The 25,930-nt window shown below is 44.1% G+C and carries 9 protein-coding genes; 1 reads left to right on the top strand and 8 read right to left on the bottom strand.

What is annotated here, in order from left to right:
* Nucleotides 1-42: 42 nt before the first annotated feature.
* The 5 genes from murA to L3D27_RS09725 form a co-directional block, all read right to left on the bottom strand.
* Entirely contained in the window at nt 43-1,305 is a 1,263-nt protein-coding gene (gene murA, locus L3D27_RS09745; protein ID WP_432481072.1) for a UDP-N-acetylglucosamine 1-carboxyvinyltransferase, read from the bottom strand.
* Nucleotides 1,306-1,551 carry a BolA family protein gene (locus L3D27_RS09740; RefSeq protein ID WP_284673470.1) on the bottom strand — a complete coding sequence of 82 codons (246 nt, stop codon included), beginning with the start codon at nt 1,549-1,551 and terminating at the stop codon, nt 1,306-1,308. It abuts the gene before it with no gap.
* Nucleotides 1,552-1,660: 109 nt separating this feature from the next.
* Nucleotides 1,661-2,473, bottom strand: coding sequence for a BON domain-containing protein (locus L3D27_RS09735; RefSeq protein ID WP_432481071.1), 813 nt, complete (start codon nt 2,471-2,473; stop codon nt 1,661-1,663).
* A 166-nt stretch (nt 2,474-2,639) separates the two neighbouring features.
* Nucleotides 2,640-3,089, bottom strand: a complete 450-nt coding sequence (locus tag L3D27_RS09730; RefSeq protein ID WP_432481070.1) for a YraN family protein — start codon at nt 3,087-3,089, stop codon at nt 2,640-2,642.
* Between the two features lie 104 nt (nt 3,090-3,193).
* Nucleotides 3,194-3,685: an RDD family protein gene (locus tag L3D27_RS09725; protein ID WP_432481069.1), complete on the bottom strand. Its 492-nt coding sequence runs from the start codon at nt 3,683-3,685 to the stop codon at nt 3,194-3,196.
* A gap of 132 nt (nt 3,686-3,817) precedes the next feature.
* Here L3D27_RS09725 and rlmH point away from each other — a divergent pair, with 132 nt between their 5' ends.
* Nucleotides 3,818-4,300, top strand: coding sequence for a 23S rRNA (pseudouridine(1915)-N(3))-methyltransferase RlmH (gene rlmH, locus L3D27_RS09720; protein WP_432481068.1), 483 nt, complete (start codon nt 3,818-3,820; stop codon nt 4,298-4,300).
* 56 nt (nt 4,301-4,356) lie between these two features.
* On the opposite strand, the gene L3D27_RS09715 is transcribed toward rlmH, so the two are convergent.
* The 3 genes from L3D27_RS09715 to L3D27_RS09705 form a co-directional block, all read right to left on the bottom strand.
* Nucleotides 4,357-5,589, bottom strand: coding sequence for a multidrug effflux MFS transporter (locus L3D27_RS09715; RefSeq protein ID WP_432481067.1), 1,233 nt, complete (start codon nt 5,587-5,589; stop codon nt 4,357-4,359).
* Nucleotides 5,590-5,845: 256 nt separating this feature from the next.
* Complete coding sequence (locus L3D27_RS09710) at nt 5,846-6,712, bottom strand: OmpA family protein (protein WP_432481066.1); 867 nt, start codon at nt 6,710-6,712, stop codon at nt 5,846-5,848.
* A 40-nt stretch (nt 6,713-6,752) separates the two neighbouring features.
* A complete protein-coding gene (locus L3D27_RS09705; RefSeq protein ID WP_432481065.1) occupies nt 6,753-25,805 on the bottom strand; it encodes a YadA-like family protein in 19,053 nt (6,350 codons plus the stop codon).
* Nucleotides 25,806-25,930: the final 125 nt, after the last annotated feature.

The raw sequence follows: 25,930 nt of genomic DNA, 5'->3' as shown, positions 1-25,930 counted from the left end.
GCTTTCTCAATGGTTGGTTGCCGGCAAAGGGTTTGGCAACTTTTATCCCTTAATCCGCTCAATATTTACGCCCAAGGCTTTTAGTTTGTTTTCCACATCATCATAGCCCCTATCAATGTGATAAATGCGGTCAATGATGCTTTCGCCTTCGGCACACGCTGCCGCCATGACAAGAGACATGGATGCTCGCAGGTCGGTTGCCATTACAGGTGCTGGCGTGAACTTCTCCACGCCTGTAACGATGGCGGTATGTCCGTCAATGCGAATGTTTGCTCCCATGCGGTTAAGCTCAGGCACATGCATGAAGCGATTTTCAAAAATATTTTCAATTATGGTGCTGGTGCCATCAGCCAAACAGCACACCGCCATCAGTTGTGCTTGCATATCAGTTGGGAAGCCAGGGTGGGCTTGGGTGCGAATGTCTGTCGCCTTAGGTCTGCCTTTCATGACGGCACGAATCCAGTCATCGCCTGTGGTGATGGTTGCACCCATTGCCTCAAATTTCTTTAAGACAGGGTGCAGATGCTCTGCTGATGTGTTGGTGGTCAATACATCGCCTTCACTCATCAATGCACCTGCCAAATATGAGCCAGTTTCAATGCGATCAGCAATAACACTGTACTCACAGCCATGCAGGCTTTCTACGCCCTCGATGATCATGGTTGGCGTGCCGATGCCATCAATCTTAGCTCCCATTGCCACAAGCATATTGGCTAAGTCCACCACTTCTGGCTCACAAGCACAGTTCTCTAGGCGAGTTGTACCACGAGCTAAGGCGGCTGCCATGATGACATTTTCTGTGCCACCTACCGTTACCATATCAAAGCTAAAGTTACAACCGACTAGGCGGCCACCTGCTGGAGCTTTTGCTTTGACATAGCCATTTTCTACAGCGATGGTTGCACCCATTGCCTCAAATGCCTTTAAATGCTGATCCACAGGGCGAGAACCGATAGAGCAACCACCAGGCAAAGAGACTTCCGCTTCGCCAAAGCGAGCCAATAATGGACCTAATACCAAGATGGACGCACGCATGGTGCGAACCAATTCATAGGGAGCATAATAGTTGGTTACACTGCGAGCATCTGCCACGACCGTGTTACCTTCTTTTGTGATGGCAACGCCAGTACCCGCGATGAGCTTGACAAGTGTCTCTGTGTCTTTTAGGGTTGGGACATTATGCAGGACGGTTTCATCATTTGGGAGTAGTATGGCAGCAAGCAGTGGTAAGGCTGCGTTTTTTGAGCCAGAAATGGCGACTTCACCTGCAATTCGGCTCTTGCCAATGATCTTAAATTTATCCATTTATTGTCCCTTTTTGGTGTTGTATTCATCAGGTGTCAAGGCATGAATGGTTAAGGCGTGCATTGCTCCACTTTGGATGTGTGGATTCACAATCGCATAAACCGCTTGCTGACGCTGTACGGGGCGTTTGCCCTCAAAGACGGCATCAACAATGAGTACTTCAAATTTGTTGCCTTGATTGGCGGCTTGAAGGTGAGCTTTGGGAAAATGTGGTTGTAGTAGTTCAATTAGGTCGTCAGCGTTCATGTTGGTTCCAAAGTGGTTTAAAATATGGGGTTTAGTCTTGCTATTATAACAAAATTTTGGCTTTTTATACCCAAATTTATACAGGTTTTGTGTGTTGTGTTAGTCTGGGTTATGGATTGTTCGTCCCTTGATGTAGTTGTACATAGCCACTGGTGCCACTTTTTGGGGTGTAGGCAGGGGCGATGTTGGTTGGGGCGTCGGTGCTGGCGTTAGGCACATAGATTTCTTGAAGCAAATAGGGTTCGTTGGTAGGCTCGGTGCTAACCACGCCGCCATATACTACGCTGTTGTCAGCTGTGATGTCTTGTGTGCTTGTTAGCGTGGCTGGCATATCATCATTGATTAGCGTGGTCAGTGTTACTGCCAATGCCATGCCTGCTGTGTTTTGTATCGCTGCTAGTATGTGGTCTTGTTGCTCTGGACTCATGTGTCCCATCACATAGGCTGTTTGGTCTCGTACGACTATTTTGTATTGTGATGATTTGATGCCTTGATTGGTCAGCAGGCGTGCGTTAATCTTGGATTTTAGGTAGCCTTCGTGTAGGGTATGGCTTTGGCTTTTTGGGGTGCTAGAGATGGTTAGGTAATTGTACACCTCTGCAACATCCCTCATGGATTTTACCATTGCTTCTATGTCATCTTTGATGGCTTGACTTGGCACTTCGCCTGTGATGAGTACTTCTTTACGAAAGCTATCAAATGCGATTCGTACCGTGTTTTCATTCACTCCGCTAATGCGAGCTAGGTTCTTGCGAGCCATCAGCTCGATGCTCTCATCACTGATGCGTTCAGGGATACTGCGACCCATCTCATAAACCCCAAAGGCATCGCCACCACCAAGCGTACTGCACGCTGTCAAGTTTAGGGCGGCTGCTAGTATTAGCATTGCCATCTTCGGGGTGTGTTGTATGAATGTCTGCATGGCTTTATCCTTTTAACTACTAACGACTTAATAACTGATGGCTCTTCAACACATGGTGTTGTAGTCATGCCATTTATCAATCAGTTTTTAACAAATTCTCATCAATTTTGATGGGTAGTTGTAATCAATATTCATATTTTAATCAATTTGTACTCAAGGGGAGCGACTACCACTGCGTCAAAAAAGCTGCTTGTACCCATTGGGCGTTTTCAATGCCTTCTTGATGGTCAAAGGCGATCACATCAAATCGGCAATCGTACTGCTCAAACTGCGGATTTTGTGCCACAAAATACTGTGCCGTTTGGATAATTTTTCGTTGTTTGGCAGGGGTGATACTCTCAATGCTGTTGGTAAATTGTCCAAGTTTGCGAGAGCGTACCTCAATAAATATCAGCGTCTGTATCGTCCTGCCAAATCTGTCGGTATTACTTTGTTTGGCGATGATGTCAATTTCACCCAGTCTTGGGGCATAAAAATTACAAGCAACCAGTTCAAGCCCTGAATGCTCTGCCCATGCTCTGGCACGCTGTTCATAAAAATCACCGATGGATTTTTTATTGTCAGCTTGATGATGGGTGGTCTTATGGGTACATTGTCTTTGTGATAAGTCGTTCATCAAGAGTTTATAACTACAATTAAGATGTCAATGATGGTCGTTGATATACCATATCAAGCTGTGCATAAACTGGGCGTATCAAGCAATGAGCTTATAATAATTGATTACTGCTTACGCACAACGACAGTCTTGGCAAGTTTGTCATGCCAGCTTTGTTTTTTCTTATCAAAGCCTGCCCAAATATACCCCAATCCAAACACCACAGAAGATACGATGTAGCCAAGATAGCGAATGAAAGCTTGCTTTAATGTTAAAAGATTGCCTGTGCGTTCATCCAATACTTGCAAACCAAGCAACATTTTGCCAGGTGTAGCTCCTTTTCTTGTCCAAAACCAAAAAGTAGCCAACAACGGCAAGCCTACTGAAATCAGGATATCTGCCACACCAAAAAACATCGTTTGGGTCGGCTCAACACTAAAATACGCATCAAAATAAGCATCGCCATAGACGAGGTATAACAAGGGCAAGCTGATGAGCAAAAACAGTATGCCATCAACAAGCTGTGCCACAAAACGAATCCAAAATCCTGCATAGCGATAGATGGTCTGATTGTAAGCAGGGTGGTCTAGGTGTGTTGGTTGTGTTGTATTTGACATGATAGGCTGTCTATAAATAAAATTGTACTTAGCATAGCAAAGTTTTTGATTTTACGCCATTTATTCGCATAAATAAACAAGATTTTTTTGTGATTTTTCTTTAAAATATATAAAAACCAAAGGAAATCTTACATGAAATTAAGAATATTGAGCGTAGGGCATAAGATGCCATCATGGGTGCAAGCAGGCATTGATGAGTATGCCAAACGCATTCAGCCGATGATGAATACCGAGATTGTTGAGATTGCCCCTGCCAAACGCCACAAGAACCCATCGCCTGCAGACATTGACAAATACAAACAGCAAGAAGGGCAGGCTATCTTGGCAGCTCGCCACCCAAAAGAAAAATTGTGGGTACTGGAAGTAAAAGGAAAAATGCTCTCCACTGAAGGTCTATCAGATAAGCTGAGTGTTGCCATGACAGATGGTATGGACATCGCTTTGGTGATTGGGGGTGCTGACGGTTTATCCCCCCAAGTGCTGGCGGCGGCGGATTTTAAATGGTCGTTGTCAGATTTGACGCTACCACATCCTTTGGTGCGAGTGATACTCATTGAACAGCTGTATCGAGCGATGAGTGTGATCAATAACCACCCTTATCATCGTGGTGGCTGATGGGTGGTTGTAATCCTTTTTGGTCTTGGGTGTTGTTAGATGTGCTAGTGATTGGTTTAATCAACTTTTGATAAGTCAAGCCGAGCATCAATGCGATATACCAACCAAGTGCCTACTGCTGTCAGTATGGTGGCGGTAATGCCCAGTTTTACCACAGGGTTTGTGTCAAACAAACTAAGAAGCAAGCCACCAAAAATCCCTACCGAAAATTGCAATGCCCCTTGCATCGCTGCTGCCATGCCTGCACGCTTTTTTTGAAAGGCTAGGGCGATTGCTCCAGCGTTAGGCTGTGTCAGTCCCAGTCCGGCAATACAACAAAAAATTGCCATAAAAACCAAAGCAACATGAGCATCGCCACCAAACACAAGCCCAAGCAATAGCAGAAAAGACGCTGAAGCCAGTTGCACCGATGCCCCAAAACGCAAGAGTTGCACCAGTCTAAATCGTTTAATTAAAAATTGATTGACCTGCGTTAAAGCAATAAAACCAAAGGCATTCGCCCCAAAAGCGATGGCAAAATTCTCCTCAGATAGCCCATAATTCTCCATGAATAGCACGCTAGAGATGGACAGATAAATAAAAAACGACCCTTGAAGCACGCCAGCTGCCACCGCAGGCACGGTGAAGGTTTTATCTTTTAGTAGGTCAATGTACCCTGTGATTGTCTGACTGATGGGCTGGGTATTGCGGTTTTCTGGGGTTAGTGTTTCTTTTAAGAACAGCTTGGTTAGGATGATGACAAATACGCCATAAGCCGCCAAGAACCAAAATATCGTGTGCCAGTCTGCCACTCTTAAAATAGCAGCTCCTAAGGTCGGTGCTAAAATGGGAGCAACGCCCATAACCACTACCATAAGGCTAAAGGCTTTGGCGGACTGTATGGGGTTTAGGGTGTCTCGAATCGCTGCACGAGTAACCACTCCTGTAACGCACGCACCGACTGCCTGTAGGGTGCGAGCCATGAACAGTATGGCTTCGGTGTTGGTGGTGGCACAGATTATAGATGCAATGACAAAGATTATCATACCGATATACATGGGTTTGACACGCCCCACACGGTCGGAAAAAGGACCATAAAACAGCTGACCGAATACCAGTCCTATAAAATAAGCAGGCACAGAACGAGCGATATTGGTTGTGCTGACCCCAAACTCATCTGCCATGCTTGGCAGGGCAGGTAGGTACATATCAATGGCGAGCGGACCGATGGCAATCATCACCCCCATGATTAAGATCCATAAGGTGGGAAAGGGTTTTGATGAATGGGTTCGGTCGAGATGGGTTGGCATGGTTATCTTAAAAGTTGATTGGTGTGGAATTGGTTATTCTAGCGCATTTTATAAGATTGGGGTGGTAGGTTTGGTTTGTCAAGCCCATAAAGCAACAACAAAATCAAGAGAGCATGAAATGCCAAGAGATCGGTCTGGACTTTATCTAAAGATTTTGGTTGGGTTTTGGCAACCAACAAATAGCCCAAGATTGCCCATGACCAAAGAAAAACACCACCCATCAGGGTGGCATCTTTTTAAACAATTCTACCAAAAACTACTGCTCAACATAAATCTGCACCTCAACACGGCGATTAGGTTGTAGACAACGGATTTGTTGTTTTTTGGTGCCATTGATAGAGCAGTCTTTTATTGGCATATACTCACCTGCACCTGTGGTATTTAGTATATCTGATGCAATACCTTTTGATAACAGATAGGTAGCAACCGTATCAGCACGACTTTTTGATAAAGCCAGATTATACTCTTTTGAACCTAGTCTGTCAGTATGACCGATGATATGGGCTTTTACTTTACCTTGGCTTTGATAGTCTTTTAGCTTATCTGCAAGCTCATCAAGTTTGGTCAGACCACCTGGTAACATATCTTTTATACCTGATTTATTAAAAGCAAATAAAGCATCTGCTTGCAAGGCAAAAGTTTCTGTTGGTGTCGCAGGCGAAGATGGCATCTGCTGAACGATGTCTTGAATCACTGCTTGAGTGTGTAGCAAACCTGCTTGTTTTACTTTCTCTTCACACTCAGGTGCAGACCAGTACATGGCATTGATGGTTTTGTTTTTATCAAAACGAATTTGGAATTGACATTGTCTGTAATCACCTACTTGATCACGATAATTAAAGATGTAATTCCATTCATAAACACCATACAAGCCTTCATGATAATGCGGATAGCCAATCAAATGATACAGCTGATCTTTACTCATGCCATGTTCAATCTGAGCAATGTTACTCCAATTAGCCCGTGAGCCTTTATAGTTATTTGATGAAACAACAGCATCATCAATCTTTGGAAACTCAACCTCTGTGTCTGTTTCAACTTCCAAAGCAGAAGTTGAAACACAACCAGTTAGCGTCATCGCCATCAACATCACACCAAACAATGCGGTATGTTTTTTATTCATATCATGTTTTCCTAAGATAAAAGTTATCGCAATGGGTGGGTTACCAGGTAAAGCCTACGCCCACACCATAGCCAAGGTTCTTCTCGGTGTCAACATTTAAGTTTGACTTCAATGCCATGCGTCCATTGTCACTCAAGCGAGAATAACCAATGGCGATTGCTTTCTTATCACGGAAGCCGCCCAATGCTGCCGATACCATAGATTTGCCTGGCATCATGACTTGTGGTAGGGACGCTGCAGCGTTATTACCGGCAATACCTGCTTGTAGCTGACTTTCAATTTTACCGATGTGGTTATAAACATTCATCAGCTGACCACCATTGACGATATCTTTACTGTCTGGTGCGATATGACCATCAGCCACATTGGTAATGCGTGCTGCACTGCCATCGTTCTGCTGAATTCTGATGGTATCATCACCTTCATGAACAATCTGTGGTCCTGTAGTAGCATCACCTAAGGTGATACCCTCTTTAAAGGTCGCTTTCTCTTTAACAGTCAATGATTTTTCAAGCGTTGTATCACCATTTGCTGTTAACTTCTCAACAGTTGTATCACCCTTAACTATCAAGGTTTTATCAATCGTTGTGTTACCAGTCACATTCAGCGTACCATTAACAGCAGTATTTTTCAGCTTGGTTTCGCCATTGGTTACTGTCAAGCCATTATTTACCTCAACTGTATCTTTAAAGGTCGCTTTCTCTTTAACAGTCAATGATTTTTCAAGCGTTGTATCACCATTTGCTGTTAACTTCTCAACAGTTGTATCACCCTTAACTATCAAGGTTTTATCAATCGTTGTGTTACCAGTCACATTCAGCGTACCATTAACAGCAGTATTTTTCAGCTTGGTTTCGCCATTGGTTACTGTCAAGCCATTATTTACCTCAACTGCATCTTTAAAGGTCGCTTTCTCTTTAACAGTCAATGATTTTTCAAGCGTTGTATCGCCATTTGCTGTTAACTTCTCAACAGTTGTATCACCCTTAACTATCAAGGTTTTATCAATCGTTGTATTACCAGTCACATTCAGCGTACCATTAACAGCAGTATTTTTCAGCTTGGTTTCGCCATTGGTTACTGTCAAGCCATTATTTACCTCAACTGCATCTTTAAAGGTCGCTTTCTCTTTAACAGTCAATGATTTTTCAAGCGTTGTATCGCCATTTGCAGTGAAATCAGTAACGGTTGTCTTTTGAAGCGTCGTATCACCTTTAACATTTAAGCCACCAGCTTCAACAGTCAGACCATTGCCGGCAGTAATACGACCAGTGGTTTCAATATTGCTTAAACCGCTAATATTCTTAGCAAGTTTTATAACCAACTTGCCATCACCATCTTTCATCACTCCGATATTATTATCAGACAGCTTGGTTGCATCCGTTAAGCCACCGACAATGGTTAGCGTCTCACCTAATTTACGATGGACTTCTTGATTGTCATCACCAACGAACTTCAGGCCTTTATTTGCCTGTGCATCCAGCTGGCCCTTATTGACTGCATCATTAGGGTCAACACCATCAGCAACGCCACCAACTTTCGCTCCTTCTGCCGTATTTTCAATACTAAATGTATTGGTTTTACCAGCATTGGTTGCGGTCATTTCAAGCTTATTGTTTTGTAGGTTTAATTGGTTTTTTGGTCCAATGAGTGAGATGCCTTTTGCATTAAACTCGCCCCCGTTACCATCTTTATCGATAACATTCACACCATCGCCACTAAGACTGCTACTACCGTCTTTGCCGATAACTGATAAACCACCTTCTTTAAGACTGCTTTCACCATCTTTACCGATGACCGATAAACCACCTTCTTCAAGACTACTACTGCCGTTTTTGCCCGCAACTGACAAACCGGTTTCTTCAAGACTGCTACTACCGTTTTTACCGATGACCGATAAACCACCTTCTTTAAGACTGCTTTCACCATCTTTACCGATAACTGATAAACCGCCTTCTTCAAGACTACTACTGCCGTTTTTGCCCGCAACTGACAAACCGGTTTCTTCAAGACTGCTACTACCGTCTTTACCGATAACTGACAAACCGCCTTCTTCAAGACTACTGCTGCCGTTTTTGCCTTCAACAGCAACACCGTTCGCCGTCACTTTGCTGACATTACCGTCTCTGTCTGCAACAGTAAGCCCGCCTTTATCGACTGTGCTCTCACCGCCGCCATTACCGACTGCACCGCCGCCAGCACCATTGCCACCGACATTACTACCACCGCCGTTGCCCAGAGTACTACCACCGCCATTACCCTGTGTCTTAACACCTGCAGGGGAGAGTGTGGTTACATCACCCTTATCATCTTTAAGCGTTAATGTCTTTTTAAGAGAGAAGGTAAAGGTTGTACCTTCTTGTTTAATATCCAAGTTGTCACCGGCAATCAGCTTAATCAAATCACCAGCTCTCACCACTTCTTCGGATGCACCAGAATTAGTACCAAGTCCGGTTTGACCGGAGATGACTTGGAAACCGGATTGATTAATCGCATAGGCAATATCTCTGGCGGTCATCAGTTTCTTAGCATTGTCTATCGCATCGAAAGATACCATTGGAATATCTAATCGACCGCTATTGCCTACCATCAAATCGGTGGTGTTAGCAGCAATCTTATTGCCGTCAATCAGCTTAATGGTGTCATTATCAACATTGACATTAAAGGTCACTTTGCTTGTTTTGCTGTTACCCTCACGAGTGACAACTGCGGTAGTTGCCTTACCATCGATAAAGTCAACTGTATCAAAACCACGAATAAAGTCTCTTGATGCACCATTGTTTTTTAGGTTAAAGCCCACCGACAACACATCAGCTATGTTTGCTGCACGAGATAATCGTTTCGCTTTTTCTTCCGGATCATCTGTTGGTTGAGAAACATCTAATTTGGCATCAATATCTGATGACAGTGTATTATCAGCAGTCGCTGCGATATTACCTGGCAAACCACTAATACCTGTATTGTCAAGCAACAGTGGCAGTTGATTATGTTTTGAACTTGGGATCTCTATCGCATCAAAGGTTGATTTACCTTTTACATCCATACCTTTGGTTACTTTCAGCGTACCATCAACAGTGGTGTCTTTAAGTGATGTAGTGCCAGCGGTCACTGTCAAACCATTACCAATCGTCGCACTATTATTGACTGTTAGTGAGTTTGTTGTTACTGACTCTAAGCCTTTAAGATTCTTGGCAAGTTTTACAATCAATCCCTGATTATTAGGATTTTTCACTACACCGATATTACTGTCAGTCAGATTCCCCTCTTGGGTTACACCACCGGTAATCGTCAGCGCCTGACCTAATTCACGATGGACTTCACCGTTAATATCGCCTGCAAACTTAAGACCTTTAGTGGTAATACCAGCAATTCCGTCCTTCACTTGCTTAAAGTTAACCGCATCACCGTCTTGTTCACCAGCAGCAATATTGGTAATACGTGCTGCACCGCCATTGTTTGTCTGAACTTTGATGGCATTACCTTCATTAACAATCTGTGGGCCAGTAGCATCACCTAAGGTTACACCTTTCTTAAGAATCGCCTGATTATCAACAACCAATGACTCTACTTGTGCTTGCCCGTCAACTTTCAATGTATCCTGAAGCTCCACTGGGCCAGTTGCTGTTAACTTCTGAACGGTTGTATTACCGGTCACGTTCAACGGACCTGTAATATCCGTCTTCTGAAGCGTCGTAGTGCCGTTCGCTGTTAAGTTCTCAACAGTGGTTTCACCGGTTACAGTCAGTGGACCACCAACTTCGGTTTCTTTCAGTGTTGTTTTGCCAGTTACAGCCAGCGTTTCATTAACAGTCACAGTCTTAAGCGTAGTATTACCATTGGTCACTTTCAAATCACCGTTAGCAACTGTCACTCCATTATTTGCTGTAACTGCACCATTAAAGGTCGCCTGATTATCAACAACCAATGACTCTACTTGTGCTTGCCCGTCAACTTTCAATGTATCCTGAAGCTCCACTGGGCCAGTTGCTGTTAATGCCTCAACGGTTGTATTGCCACCGGTTACTGTTAGATTACCGGTCAAATTGGTGTCGCCAGTTACATCTAAGCCACCAGACTCAACAGTCACTTTATCTTTAAAGGTTGATTGTCCGGTTACTTCCAGCGTACCACCAATCGTCGCAGCTCCAGTGGTTGTCAGTGTGTTTGTCGCTACTGACTCTAGGTTTTTAAGATTCTTAGCAAGTTTTACTTTCAGACCGTCAGTACCGTGCTTCAATACACCAATATTGCCATCTGTTAGCTTATTCTTATCAGCTTCACCAACAATCTTCAATGTTTCGCCTAATGGACGAGTGACTTCTTGCCCATCATCACCAACAAACTTCAATCCTGTATTGGTTAATTCTGCCGCCTTTTCATCCAACTGTTTCTTGTTAACTGCGTCATTTTGATTCACAGCATCAGCAATATTGGTAATACGTGCTGCACCGCCATTGTTTGTCTGAACTTTGATGGCATTACCTTCATTAACAATCTGTGGGCCAGTAGCATCACCTAAGGTTACACCTTTCTTAAGAATCGCCTGATTATCAACAACCAATGACTCTACTTGTGCTTGCCCGTCAACTTTCAATGTATCCTGAAGCTCCACTGGGCCAGTTGCTGTTAATGCCTCAACGGTTGTATTGCCACCGGTTACTGTTAGATTACCGGTCAAATTGGTGTCGCCAGTTACATCTAAGCCACCAGACTCAACAGTCACTTTATCTTTAAAGGTTGATTGTCCGGTTACTTCCAGCGTACCACCAATCGTCGCAGCTCCAGTGGTTGTCAGTGTGTTTGTCGCTACTGACTCTAGGTTTTTAAGATTCTTAGCAAGTTTTACTTTCAGACCGTCAGTACCGTGCTTCAATACACCAATATTGCCATCTGTTAGCTTATTCTTATCAGCTTCACCAACAATCTTCAATGTTTCGCCTAATGGACGAGTGACTTCTTGCCCATCATCACCAACAAACTTCAATCCTGTATTGGTTAATTCTGCCGCCTTTTCATCCAACTGTTTCTTGTTAACTGCGTCATTTTGATTCACAGCATCAGCAATATTGGTAATACGTGCTGCACCGCCATTGTTTGTCTGAACTTTGATGGCATTACCTTCATTAACAATCTGTGGGCCAGTAGCATCACCTAAGGTTACACCTTTCTTAAGAATCGCCTGATTATCAACAACCAATGACTCTACTTGTGCTTGCCCGTCAACTTTCAATGTATCCTGAAGCTCCACTGGGCCAGTTGCTGTTAACTTCTGAACGGTTGTATTACCGGTCACGTTCAACGGACCTGTAATATCCGTCTTCTGAAGCGTCGTAGTGCCGTTCGCTGTTAAGTTCTCAACAGTGGTTTCACCGGTTACAGTCAGTGGACCACCAACTTCGGTTTCTTTCAGTGTTGTTTTGCCAGTTACAGCCAGCGTTTCATTAACAGTCACAGTCTTAAGCGTAGTATTACCATTGGTCACTTTCAAATCACCGTTAGCAACTGTCACTCCATTATTTGCTGTAACTGCACCATTAAAGGTCGCCTGATTATCAACAACCAATGACTCTACTTGTGCTTGCCCGTCAACTTTCAATGTATCCTGAAGCTCCACTGGGCCAGTTGCTGTTAATGCCTCAACGGTTGTATTGCCACCGGTTACTGTTAGATTACCGGTCAAATTGGTGTCGCCAGTTACATCTAAGCCACCAGACTCAACAGTCACTTTATCTTTAAAGGTTGATTGTCCGGTTACTTCCAGCGTACCACCAATCGTCGCAGCTCCAGTGGTTGTCAGTGTGTTTGTCGCTACTGACTCTAGGTTTTTAAGATTCTTAGCAAGTTTTACTTTCAGACCGTCAGTACCGTGCTTCAATACACCAATATTGCCATCTGTTAGCTTATTCTTATCAGCTTCACCAACAATCTTCAATGTTTCGCCTAATGGACGAGTGACTTCTTGCCCATCATCACCAACAAACTTCAATCCTGTATTGGTTAATTCTGCCGCCTTTTCATCCAACTGTTTCTTGTTAACTGCGTCATTTTGATTCACAGCATCAGCAATATTGGTAATACGTGCTGCACCGCCATTGTTTGTCTGAACTTTGATGGCATTACCTTCATTAACAATCTGTGGGCCAGTAGCATCACCTAAGGTTACACCTTTCTTAAGAATCGCCTGATTATCAACAACCAATGACTCTACTTGTGCTTGCCCGTCAACTTTCAATGTATCCTGAAGCTCCACTGGGCCAGTTGCTGTTAACTTCTGAACGGTTGTATTACCGGTCACGTTCAACGGACCTGTAATATCCGTCTTCTGAAGCGTCGTAGTGCCGTTCGCTGTTAAGTTCTCAACAGTGGTTTCACCGGTTACAGTCAGTGGACCACCAACTTCGGTTTCTTTCAGTGTTGTTTTGCCAGTTACAGCCAGCGTTTCATTAACAGTCACAGTCTTAAGCGTAGTATTACCATTGGTCACTTTCAAATCACCGTTAGCAACTGTCACTCCATTATTTGCTGTAACTGCACCATTAAAGGTCGCCTGATTATCAACAACCAATGACTCTACTTGTGCTTGCCCGTCAACTTTCAATGTATCCTGAAGCTCCACTGGGCCAGTTGCTGTTAATGCCTCAACGGTTGTATTGCCACCGGTTACTGTTAGATTACCGGTCAAATTGGTGTCGCCAGTTACATCTAAGCCACCAGACTCAACAGTCACTTTATCTTTAAAGGTTGATTGTCCGGTTACTTCCAGCGTACCACCAATCGTCGCAGCTCCAGTGGTTGTCAGTGTGTTTGTCGCTACTGACTCTAGGTTTTTAAGATTCTTAGCAAGTTTTACTTTCAGACCGTCAGTACCGTGCTTCAATACACCAATATTGCCATCTGTTAGCTTATTCTTATCAGCTTCACCAACAATCTTCAATGTTTCGCCTAATGGACGAGTGACTTCTTGCCCATCATCACCAACAAACTTCAATCCTGTATTGGTTAATTCTGCCGCCTTTTCATCCAACTGTTTCTTGTTAACTGCGTCATTTTGATTCACAGCATCAGCAATATTGGTAATACGTGCTGCACCGCCATTGTTTGTCTGAACTTTGATGGCATTACCTTCATTAACAATCTGTGGGCCAGTAGCATCACCTAAGGTTACACCTTTCTTAAGAATCGCCTGATTATCAACAACCAATGACTCTACTTGTGCTTGCCCGTCAACTTTCAATGTATCCTGAAGCTCCACTGGGCCAGTTGCTGTTAACTTCTGAACGGTTGTATTGCCACCGGTTACTGTTAGATTACCGGTCAAATTGGTGTCGCCAGTTACATCTAAGCCACCAGACTCAACAGTCACTTTATCTTTAAAGGTTGATTGTCCGGTTACTTCCAGCGTACCACCAATCGTCGCAGCTCCAGTGGTTGTCAGTGTGTTTGTCGCTACTGACTCTAGGTTTTTAAGATTCTTAGCAAGTTTTACTTTCAGACCGTCAGTACCGTGCTTCAATACACCAATATTGCCATCTGTTAGCTTATTCTTATCAGCTTCACCAACAATCTTCAATGTTTCGCCTAATGGACGAGTGACTTCTTGCCCATCATCACCAACAAACTTCAATCCTGTATTGGTTAATTCTGCCGCCTTTTCATCCAACTGTTTCTTGTTAACTGCGTCATTTTGATTCACAGCATCAGCAATATTGGTAATACGTGCTGCACCGCCATTGTTTGTCTGAACTTTGATGGCATTACCTTCATTAACAATCTGTGGGCCAGTAGCATCACCTAAGGTTACACCTTTCTTAAGAATCGCCTGATTATCAACAACCAATGACTCTACTTGTGCTTGCCCGTCAACTTTCAATGTATCCTGAAGCTCCACTGGGCCAGTTGCTGTTAACTTCTGAACGGTTGTATTACCGGTCACGTTCAACGGACCTGTAATATCCGTCTTCTGAAGCGTCGTAGTGCCGTTCGCTGTTAAGTTCTCAACAGTGGTTTCACCGGTTACAGTCAGTGGACCACCAACTTCGGTTTCTTTCAGTGTTGTTTTGCCAGTTACAGCCAGCGTTTCATTAACAGTCACAGTCTTAAGCGTAGTATTACCATTGGTCACTTTCAAATCACCGTTAGCAACTGTCACTCCATTATTTGCTGTAACTGCACCATTAAAGGTCGCCTGATTATCAACAACCAATGACTCTACTTGTGCTTGCCCGTCAACTTTCAATGTATCCTGAAGCTCCACTGGGCCAGTTGCTGTTAATGCCTCAACGGTTGTATTGCCACCGGTTACTGTTAGATTACCGGTCAAATTGGTGTCGCCAGTTACATCTAAGCCACCAGACTCAACAGTCACTTTATCTTTAAAGGTTGATTGTCCGGTTACTTCCAGCGTACCACCAATCGTCGCAGCTCCAGTGGTTGTCAGTGTGTTTGTCGCTACTGACTCTAGGTTTTTAAGATTCTTAGCAAGTTTTACTTTCAGACCGTCAGTACCGTGCTTCAATACACCAATATTGCCATCTGTTAGCTTATTCTTATCAGCTTCACCAACAATCTTCAATGTTTCGCCTAATGGACGAGTGACTTCTTGCCCATCATCACCAACAAACTTCAATCCTGTATTGGTTAATTCTGCCGCCTTTTCATCCAACTGTTTCTTGTTAACTGCGTCATTTTGATTCACAGCATCAGCAATATTGGTAATACGTGCTGCACCGCCATTGTTTGTCTGAACTTTGATGGCATTACCTTCATTAACAATCTGTGGGCCAGTAGCATCACCTAAGGTTACACCTTTCTTAAGAATCGCCTGATTATCAACAACCAATGACTCTACTTGTGCTTGCCCGTCAACTTTCAATGTATCCTGAAGCTCCACTGGGCCAGTTGCTGTTAACTTCTGAACGGTTGTATTACCGGTCACGTTCAACGGACCTGTAATATCCGTCTTCTGAAGCGTCGTAGTGCCGTTCGCTGTTAAGTTCTCAACAGTGGTTTCACCGGTTACAGTCAGTGGACCACCAACTTCGGTTTCTTTCAGTGTTGTTTTGCCAGTTACAGCCAGCGTTTCATTAACAGTCACAGTCTTAAGCGTAGTATTACCATTGGTCACTTTCAAATCACCGTTAGCAACTGTCACTCCATTATTTGCTGTAACTGCACCATTAAAGGTCGCCTGATTATCAACAACCAATGACTCTACTTGTGCTTGCCCGTCAACTTTCAATGTATCCTGAAGCTCCACTGGGCCAGTTGCTGTTAATGCCTCAACGGTTGTATTGCCACCGGTTACTGTTAGATTACCGGTCAAATTGGTGTCGCCAGTTACATCTAAGCCACCAGACTCAACAGTCACTTTATCTTTAAAGGTTGATTGTCCGGTTACTTCCAGCGTACCACCAATCGTCGCAGCTCCAGTGGTTGTCAGTGTGTTTGTCGCTACTGACTCTAGGTTTTTAAGATTCTTAGCAAGTTTTACTTTCAGACCGTCAGTACCGTGCTTCAATACACCAATATTGCCATCTGTTAGCTTATTCTTATCAGCTTCACCAACAATCTTCAATGTTTCGCCTAATGGACGAGTGACTTCTTGCCCATCATCACCAACAAACTTCAATCCTGTATTGGTTAATTCTGCCGCCTTTTCATCCAACTGTTTCTTGTTAACTGCGTCATTTTGATTCACAGCATCAGCAATATTGGTAATACGTGCTGCACCGCCATTGTTTGTCTGAACTTTGATGGCATTACCTTCATTAACAATCTGTGGGCCAGTAGCATCACCTAAGGTTACACCTTTCTTAAGAATCGCCTGATTATCAACAACCAATGACTCTACTTGTGCTTGCCCGTCAACTTTCAATGTATCCTGAAGCTCCACTGGGCCAGTTGCTGTTAACTTCTGAACGGTTGTATTGCCACCGGTTACTGTTAGATTACCGGTCAAATTGGTGTCGCCAGTTACATCTAAGCCACCAGACTCAACAGTCACTTTATCTTTAAAGGTTGATTGTCCGGTTACTTCCAGCGTACCACCAATCGTCGCAGCTCCAGTGGTTGTCAGTGTGTTTGTCGCTACTGACTCTAGGTTTTTAAGATTCTTAGCAAGTTTTACTTTCAGACCGTCAGTACCGTGCTTCAATACACCAATATTGCCATCTGTTAGCTTATTCTTATCAGCTTCACCAACAATCTTCAATGTTTCGCCTAATGGACGAGTGACTTCTTGCCCATCATCACCAACAAACTTCAATCCTGTATTGGTTAATTCTGCCGCCTTTTCATCCAACTGTTTCTTGTTAACTGCGTCATTTTGATTCACAGCATCAGCAATATTGGTAATACGTGCTGCACCGCCATTGTTTGTCTGAACTTTGATGGCATTACCTTCATTAACAATCTGTGGGCCAGTAGCATCACCTAAGGTTACACCTTTCTTAAGAATCGCCTGATTATCAACAACCAATGACTCTACTTGTGCTTGCCCGTCAACTTTCAATGTATCCTGAAGCTCCACTGGGCCAGTTGCTGTTAACTTCTGAACGGTTGTATTACCGGTCACGTTCAACGGACCTGTAATATCCGTCTTCTGAAGCGTCGTAGTGCCGTTCGCTGTTAAGTTCTCAACAGTGGTTTCACCGGTTACAGTCAGTGGACCACCAACTTCGGTTTCTTTCAGTGTTGTTTTGCCAGTTACAGCCAGCGTTTCATTAACAGTCACAGTCTTAAGCGTAGTATTACCATTGGTCACTTTCAAATCACCGTTAGCAACTGTCACTCCATTATTTGCTGTAACTGCACCATTAAAGGTCGCCTGATTATCAACAACCAATGACTCTACTTGTGCTTGCCCGTCAACTTTCAATGTATCCTGAAGCTCCACTGGGCCAGTTGCTGTTAATGCCTCAACGGTTGTATTGCCACCGGTTACTGTTAGATTACCGGTCAAATTGGTGTCGCCAGTTACATCTAAGCCACCAGACTCAACAGTCACTTTATCTTTAAAGGTTGATTGTCCGGTTACTTCCAGCGTACCACCAATCGTCGCAGCTCCAGTGGTTGTCAGTGTGTTTGTCGCTACTGACTCTAGGTTTTTAAGATTCTTAGCAAGTTTTACTTTCAGACCGTCAGTACCGTGCTTCAATACACCAATATTGCCATCTGTTAGCTTATTCTTATCAGCTTCACCAACAATCTTCAATGTTTCGCCTAATGGACGAGTGACTTCTTGCCCATCATCACCAACAAACTTCAATCCTGTATTGGTTAATTCTGCCGCCTTTTCATCCAACTGTTTCTTGTTAACTGCGTCATTTTGATTCACAGCATCAGCAATATTGGTAATACGTGCTGCACCGCCATTGTTTGTCTGAACTTTGATGGCATTACCTTCATTAACAATCTGTGGGCCAGTAGCATCACCTAAGGTTACACCTTTCTTAAGAATCGCCTGATTATCAACAACCAATGACTCTACTTGTGCTTGCCCGTCAACTTTCAATGTATCCTGAAGCTCCACTGGGCCAGTTGCTGTTAACTTCTGAACGGTTGTATTGCCACCGGTTACTGTTAGATTACCGGTCAAATTGGTGTCGCCAGTTACATCTAAGCCACCAGACTCAACAGTCACTTTATCTTTAAAGGTTGATTGTCCGGTTACTTCCAGCGTACCACCAATCGTCGCAGCTCCAGTGGTTGTCAGTGTGTTTGTCGCTACTGACTCTAGGTTTTTAAGATTCTTAGCAAGTTTTACTTTCAGACCGTCAGTACCGTGCTTCAATACACCAATATTGCCATCTGTTAGCTTATTCTTATCAGCTTCACCAACAATCTTCAATGTTTCGCCTAATGGACGAGTGACTTCTTGCCCATCATCACCAACAAACTTCAATCCTGTATTGGTTAATTCTGCCGCCTTTTCATCCAACTGTTTCTTGTTAACTGCGTCATTTTGATTCACAGCATCAGCAATATTGGTAATACGTGCTGCACCGCCATTGTTTGTCTGAACTTTGATGGCATTACCTTCATTAACAATCTGTGGGCCAGTAGCATCACCTAAGGTTACACCTTTCTTAAGAATCGCCTGATTATCAACAACCAATGACTCTACTTGTGCTTGCCCGTCAACTTTCAATGTATCCTGAAGCTCCACTGGGCCAGTTGCTGTTAACTTCTGAACGGTTGTATTACCGGTCACGTTCAACGGACCTGTAATATCCGTCTTCTGAAGCGTCGTAGTGCCGTTCGCTGTTAAGTTCTCAACAGTGGTTTCACCGGTTACAGTCAGTGGACCACCAACTTCGGTTTCTTTCAGTGTTGTTTTGCCAGTTACAGCCAGCGTTTCATTAACAGTCACAGTCTTAAGCGTAGTATTACCATTGGTCACTTTCAAATCACCGTTAGCAACTGTCACTCCATTATTTGCTGTAACTGCACCATTAAAGGTCGCCTGATTATCAACAACCAATGACTCTACTTGTGCTTGCCCGTCAACTTTCAATGTATCCTGAAGCTCCACTGGGCCAGTTGCTGTTAATGCCTCAACGGTTGTATTGCCACCGGTTACTGTTAGATTACCGGTCAAATTGGTGTCGCCAGTTACATCTAAGCCACCAGACTCAACAGTCACTTTATCTTTAAAGGTTGATTGTCCGGTTACTTCCAGCGTACCACCAATCGTCGCAGCTCCAGTGGTTGTCAGTGTGTTTGTCGCTACTGACTCTAGGTTTTTAAGATTCTTAGCAAGTTTTACTTTCAGACCGTCAGTACCGTGCTTCAATACACCAATATTGCCATCTGTTAGCTTATTCTTATCAGCTTCACCAACAATCTTCAATGTTTCGCCTAATGGACGAGTGACTTCTTGCCCATCATCACCAACAAACTTCAATCCTGTATTGGTTAATTCTGCCGCCTTTTCATCCAACTGTTTCTTGTTAACTGCGTCATTTTGATTCACAGCATCAGCAATATTGGTAATACGTGCTGCACCGCCATTGTTTGTCTGAACTTTGATGGCATTACCTTCATTAACAATCTGTGGGCCAGTAGCATCACCTAAGGTTACACCTTTCTTAAGAATCGCCTGATTATCAACAACCAATGACTCTACTTGTGCTTGCCCGTCAACTTTCAATGTATCCTGAAGCTCCACTGGGCCAGTTGCTGTTAACTTCTGAACGGTTGTATTACCGGTCACGTTCAACGGACCTGTAATATCCGTCTTCTGAAGCGTCGTAGTGCCGTTCGCTGTTAAGTTCTCAACAGTGGTTTCACCGGTTACAGTCAGTGGACCACCAACTTCGGTTTCTTTCAGTGTTGTTTTGCCAGTTACAGCCAGCGTTTCATTAACAGTCACAGTCTTAAGCGTAGTATTACCATTGGTCACTTTCAAATCACCGTTAGCAACTGTCACTCCATTATTTGCTGTAACTGCACCATTAAAGGTCGCCTGATTATCAACAACCAATGACTCTACTTGTGCTTGCCCGTCAACTTTCAATGTATCCTGAAGCTCCACTGGGCCAGTTGCTGTTAATGCCTCAACGGTTGTATTGCCACCGGTTACTGTTAGATTACCGGTCAAATTGGTGTCGCCAGTTACATCTAAGCCACCAGACTCAACAGTCACTTTATCTTTAAAGGTTGATTGTCCGGTTACTTCCAGCGTACCACCAATCGTCGCAGCTCCAGTGGTTGTCAGTGTGTTTGTCGCTACTGACTCTAGGTTTTTAAGATTCTTAGCAAGTTTTACTTTCAGACCGTCAGTACCGTGCTTCAATACACCAATATTGCCATCTGTTAGCTTATTCTTATCAGCTTCACCAACAATCTTCAATGTTTCGCCTAATGGACGAGTGACTTCTTGCCCATCATCACCAACAAACTTCAATCCTGTATTGGTTAATTCTGCCGCCTTTTCATCCAACTGTTTCTTGTTAACTGCGTCATTTTGATTCACAGCATCAGCAATATTGGTAATACGTGCTGCACCGCCATTGTTTGTCTGAACTTTGATGGCATTACCTTCATTAACAATCTGTGGGCCAGTAGCATCACCTAAGGTTACACCTTTCTTAAGAATCGCCTGATTATCAACAACCAATGACTCTACTTGTGCTTGCCCGTCAACTTTCAATGTATCCTGAAGCTCCACTGGGCCAGTTGCTGTTAACTTCTGAACGGTTGTATTACCGGTCACGTTCAACGGACCTGTAATATCCGTCTTCTGAAGCGTCGTAGTGCCGTTCGCTGTTAAGTTCTCAACAGTGGTTTCACCGGTTACAGTCAGTGGACCACCAACTTCGGTTTCTTTCAGTGTTGTTTTGCCAGTTACAGCCAGCGTTTCATTAACAGTCACAGTCTTAAGCGTAGTATTACCATTGGTCACTTTCAAATCACCGTTAGCAACTGTCACTCCATTATTTGCTGTAACTGCACCATTAAAGGTCGCCTGATTATCAACAACCAATGACTCTACTTGTGCTTGCCCGTCAACTTTCAATGTATCCTGAAGCTCCACTGGGCCAGTTGCTGTTAATGCCTCAACGGTTGTATTGCCACCGGTTACTGTTAGATTACCGGTCAAATTGGTGTCGCCAGTTACATCTAAGCCACCAGACTCAACAGTCACTTTATCTTTAAAGGTTGATTGTCCGGTTACTTCCAGCGTACCACCAATCGTCGCAGCTCCAGTGGTTGTCAGTGTGTTTGTCGCTACTGACTCTAGGTTTTTAAGATTCTTAGCAAGTTTTACTTTCAGACCGTCAGTACCGTGCTTCAATACACCAATATTGCCATCTGTTAGCTTATTCTTATCAGCTTCACCAACAATCTTCAATGTTTCGCCTAATGGACGAGTGACTTCTTGCCCATCATCACCAACAAACTTCAATCCTGCGGCAATACCATCTTCAAGGTTCTGTATTTTCTGCTTAAATTCTGGCTTTACCCCTAATGTATAGCTACGAATATAAGTATCGTTAGCATTATTCTCATTAATATAAAACACTCCATCATCAACTGCTTGTACTTTGGTATCCCACGCATTAACGATAACTTTCTTACCTCTGACATCACTCCGAATATTGGTATTTTTACCCGCCTCAATCGTTAACCCGTCTGTTTTATTACTCGGGTTTAGCCCTATCCCGTTAATCGTGACTAGACCTTCCTTAAATTGGCCATAGGATACCGCATGGTTGTTGGCGGTAGCATTACCTATATTGGTCAGCTTATTCCCCCCAAAATTAAGCTCTTGAGTCCCGCTCGCAGTAAAACCATTTTTCACAGTCAAACCACCGTTGGCATTTAGCATACCACCAACACTTGCCGCATTCGTCACGGTCAAACTATTTGCAGTGGTAGCGCCGGTCACATTCAAAGTATTTCTAAGTGTGGTCGCACCCGTCACATTCAAAGTACTTCTAAGTGTGGTCGCACCCTTCGCCTCAAAATCGTTGTTCGCTGTTAATTTACCAGAGATGGTCGCACCACTGCTCGCTGTCAATGCACCACCGCTAACATCCAAACCACCGCGAGCCGTTAATTTACCAGAGATGGTCGCACCATTATTGACTGTTAGTGAGTTTGTTGTTACTGAAGTTAGCCCAGTTAGTGTTTTGGATAGTTTTACTTCCAATCCCTTGTTACCAACAACCACCCCAATATTGTTATCAGTCAACTGACCCTCATTAGCACCGCCGGTAATTTTTATGTCCATGCCCAACTGACGTGTGAGATGTTGTCCGACAACGGTTGAATCACCCAAAAACTTTATCCCTTTGTTAGCCAGCTCGTCCAACTGCTTCTTATTGACGGCATGATGATCTGCTGTAGCATTACCCACATTAGCCAGTTGATTATTATTAAAATTAACCGTTTGTCTACTTGCTACCGTCAAACCACCGTTGGCATTTAGCGTACCGTTGATGGTCGCAGCACCTGTCGTAGTAATTGTGTTAAGCGATGTATTACCGGTCGCTGTTAGGTTAGCAACATTTGTATTACCGGCCACTGTCAAGCCATTGGTCAAATTGGTTGAGCCAGTCACATTCAGCGTACCACCAACATTGGTGTTTTGAAGCGAGGTATCACCAGTTGCTGTTAGCTTAACAACTTGTGTATCACCGGTTGCTGTTAGTTTAGCAACTTTTGTGTCACCGGTTACTGTCAAGCCACCGTTCAAGTTGGTTTTACCAGCCTGAACAGTCAAGCCCCCAGTAGTCACTGTCAAACCACCACCGGCTGTAATACGACCGGTGGTTGTAAGTGTCTTCGTCTCTACTGACTCTAAGCCTTTAAGATTCTTGGCAAGTTTTACAACCAGACCATTACTACCACCAACCACCCCAATATTATTATTAGTCAACTTATCCCTATTAGCACCGCCGGTAATATTCAGTTTTTGGCCTAACTTGCGAGTGGCAACATCACTAGCTGAATCACCTTCAAACTGTAATCCTGTATTAGCCAGCTCGTCCAACTGCCCTTTATTGACTGCATCAAAAGCATCTTTACCGTCCCAAATATTGGTGATTCGAGCATACCCTCCTCCGTTCTTCTGAACCTTGATGGCATCACCATTATTAACAATCTTCGGACCATTGTTGGCATTACCTAAGGTTATGCCTTGTTTAAAGGTGGCACCATTATTGACTGTTAGTGAGTTTGTTGTTACTGAAGTTAGCCCAGTTAGTGTTTTGGATAGTTTTACTTCCAATCCCTTGTTACCAACAACCACCCCAATATTGTTATCAGTCAACTGACCCTCATTAGCACCGCCGGTAATTTTTATGTCCATGCCCAACTGACGTGTGAGATGTTGTCCGTTTTTGTTTGAATCACCCCAAAACTTTATCCCTTTGTCAGCCCAAGCATCCAGCTGTTTCTTATTGACGGCATCAGTATCAGCTGTAGCATCACCCACCTCAGTCAGTCTATTATTATTAAAATCAACCGTTTTTCTATTTGCTACCGTCAAACCACCGTTGGCATTTAGCATACCACCAACATTTGCCGTGTTCGTCACGGTCAAACTATTTGCAGTGGTACTTCCAAGCGTGGTAGTTCCAAGCGTGGTCGCACCGGTCACATTCAACGTACTTGCAGTGGTACCTCTAAGCGTGGTATCGCCGGTCACATCCAAACCACCTCGAGCCGTTAATTTCCCACCAATCGTCGCAGCACCGCTTGTACTCATTGATGTAAAGCTTGGCGTATCACTTACGGCAATATCGATGGTTCCATCTGTCTGTGTCAGTGCTATGTTTTTACCGGCTTGGAATGTTACTGTCTTATTAGATGTGATTGTATGCTGTTTGTTATTCGCTGTACCACCTGTGCCGGCTTTTGTAGCCAGCTTCCAGCTTACGCCAATGTTTTTTATATCCTTTTGTAACGCTTCTGCCACATCGTTAATCGCCTGTGCCACATCAGCAGACTTCGCCAAACCTGCTGGACCTCTCGCAGCCGTTACCTTTGTTTTATTATTTGCACTGTCAAGCTCCTGCGTTATGACATCAAATACGACTTCTGCATTTTGTTTTGAGCCGTTTGTACCCCCTTTGTTATTCACCGTAACACTAACTAAGTTATTCGTCCCTTTCTTAAATTCCAGTTTATTACCAATACCAACGGTTGCTTTTTTAGCACCGGCATTATCATGCACATCAAACCCGATACCATTTACAATGTGATACAACTGCGAGCCGTTAATCGCTTCGGTGCTGTTGGGGCTAATCGTACCGGCCGCTACATGTTGAATAACCCGTTCTTTACCCCCACTAGCTACCGCAAAAGAATTTTTCTTGTTGTAGCCTTGCCATTGATTCGCATTAAAGGTCTTATTACCAATTACTAAATCACTTCTCTCTCCCACATCGGTCGCATTTGAATTTCTACCGATAGCCACATTTTCACTGCCAGATGCTGATGCTCCATTACCGATGACCACGTTATACGCACCACCGGCAGTTGTACTATAACCTATCGCCACTGCTCGTATATGATCAGTGTCAACCTTGGCGTTATGCCCAATCGCAACCCCCCCCTCTGCATTTACCGTTGCAGGGTTGTTAGCGCTATCTGCATCTCCCGAGCCAATCGCAATCCCTTGTGAGGCATTTGATAAAGCAGAGCGACCAATCGCGATACCGCCGTCTCCGCTGGCGTTAACCAACGCATTACTCCCCAGTGCCGTACTACGATAGGCAAGTGCTTTGGCACGCTCACCTACGGCTGTACCGCTAACCGCATCATTATTAGCATCACCAACCTGTGCCTCACGCCCCAGCACCACCGAGTATCCTGACCACGCACGAGCATCTGTCCCCACAACTAAGGAGTTTTCTAATGCACGAGTCCGACCTGCTCTGAATCTGTCTGCCCCATCACCGGAAAGCTTTGCCCCATACCCGATAACCGTACTGTCTTTGCCATTGTTGATTGCTTGATTCCCTAGCACCACACCGTTGGTGGATAAGCCAACTGAGCCTATACCAATAACGATAGAGCTGTTATCCGCCCGTGCTGAACTACCGATGGCCACTGATGATCCTCTTGCTATAGCTGATGTTCCTATACCAAGAGAATTCAAACCTTGAATATTCGCGCCAGAACCAATCGCAATACCGCCTTGCGATCTGGCTTGAACTGTTGCAGAACGTCCTATTGCAATCCCATCTAGTGAATTGTCATTAACCCTCGCTTGGAAACCCAAAACCGTCCCGTTATTACTGGCATTGACTGCTTCAATCCCCAGTACTGTCCCGTTGCTAGACTTAGATTGTGAGCTATAACCAATCACAATAGACGTATTCTCTGCTATTGCTGCGTTACCTATCGCTACTGATCCGCCTCTTGATTTAGCCCCTGTCCCGATAGCAAGAGAGTTTGGGTCCCTAGAGGACGCTTGCGAACCAATAGAGATGTTGCCGTTACTCACGGTTGTCGAGTCTGCCCCGATAGAGATTGTTTGGTTACCACCAGTATTCGCTCTTGCCCCTAAAGCAATCGCATTTTGAACTTGCTCACCCCGTCCGATTGCCCCGTGACCGATAATCACGTTTGCGTTTGGCACACTTGCACCGGCAACCCCTGACTTGCCAAGGAAAGTATTGTGCCCGATCACAATCGAGTTATAGGCATTGACGTTTCCTCGTCCAGTATAAGGTGCAGGATTGCCAGTTATGTTACTGTTATTAG

The sequence above is a fragment of the Moraxella sp. ZY200743 genome (genome assembly GCF_050885545.1).
Taxonomy (GTDB): domain Bacteria; phylum Pseudomonadota; class Gammaproteobacteria; order Pseudomonadales; family Moraxellaceae; genus Moraxella; species Moraxella haemolytica.
The sequence above is the reverse complement of the archived record's forward strand: the minus strand, read 5'-3'. Positions and strand labels throughout refer to the sequence as shown.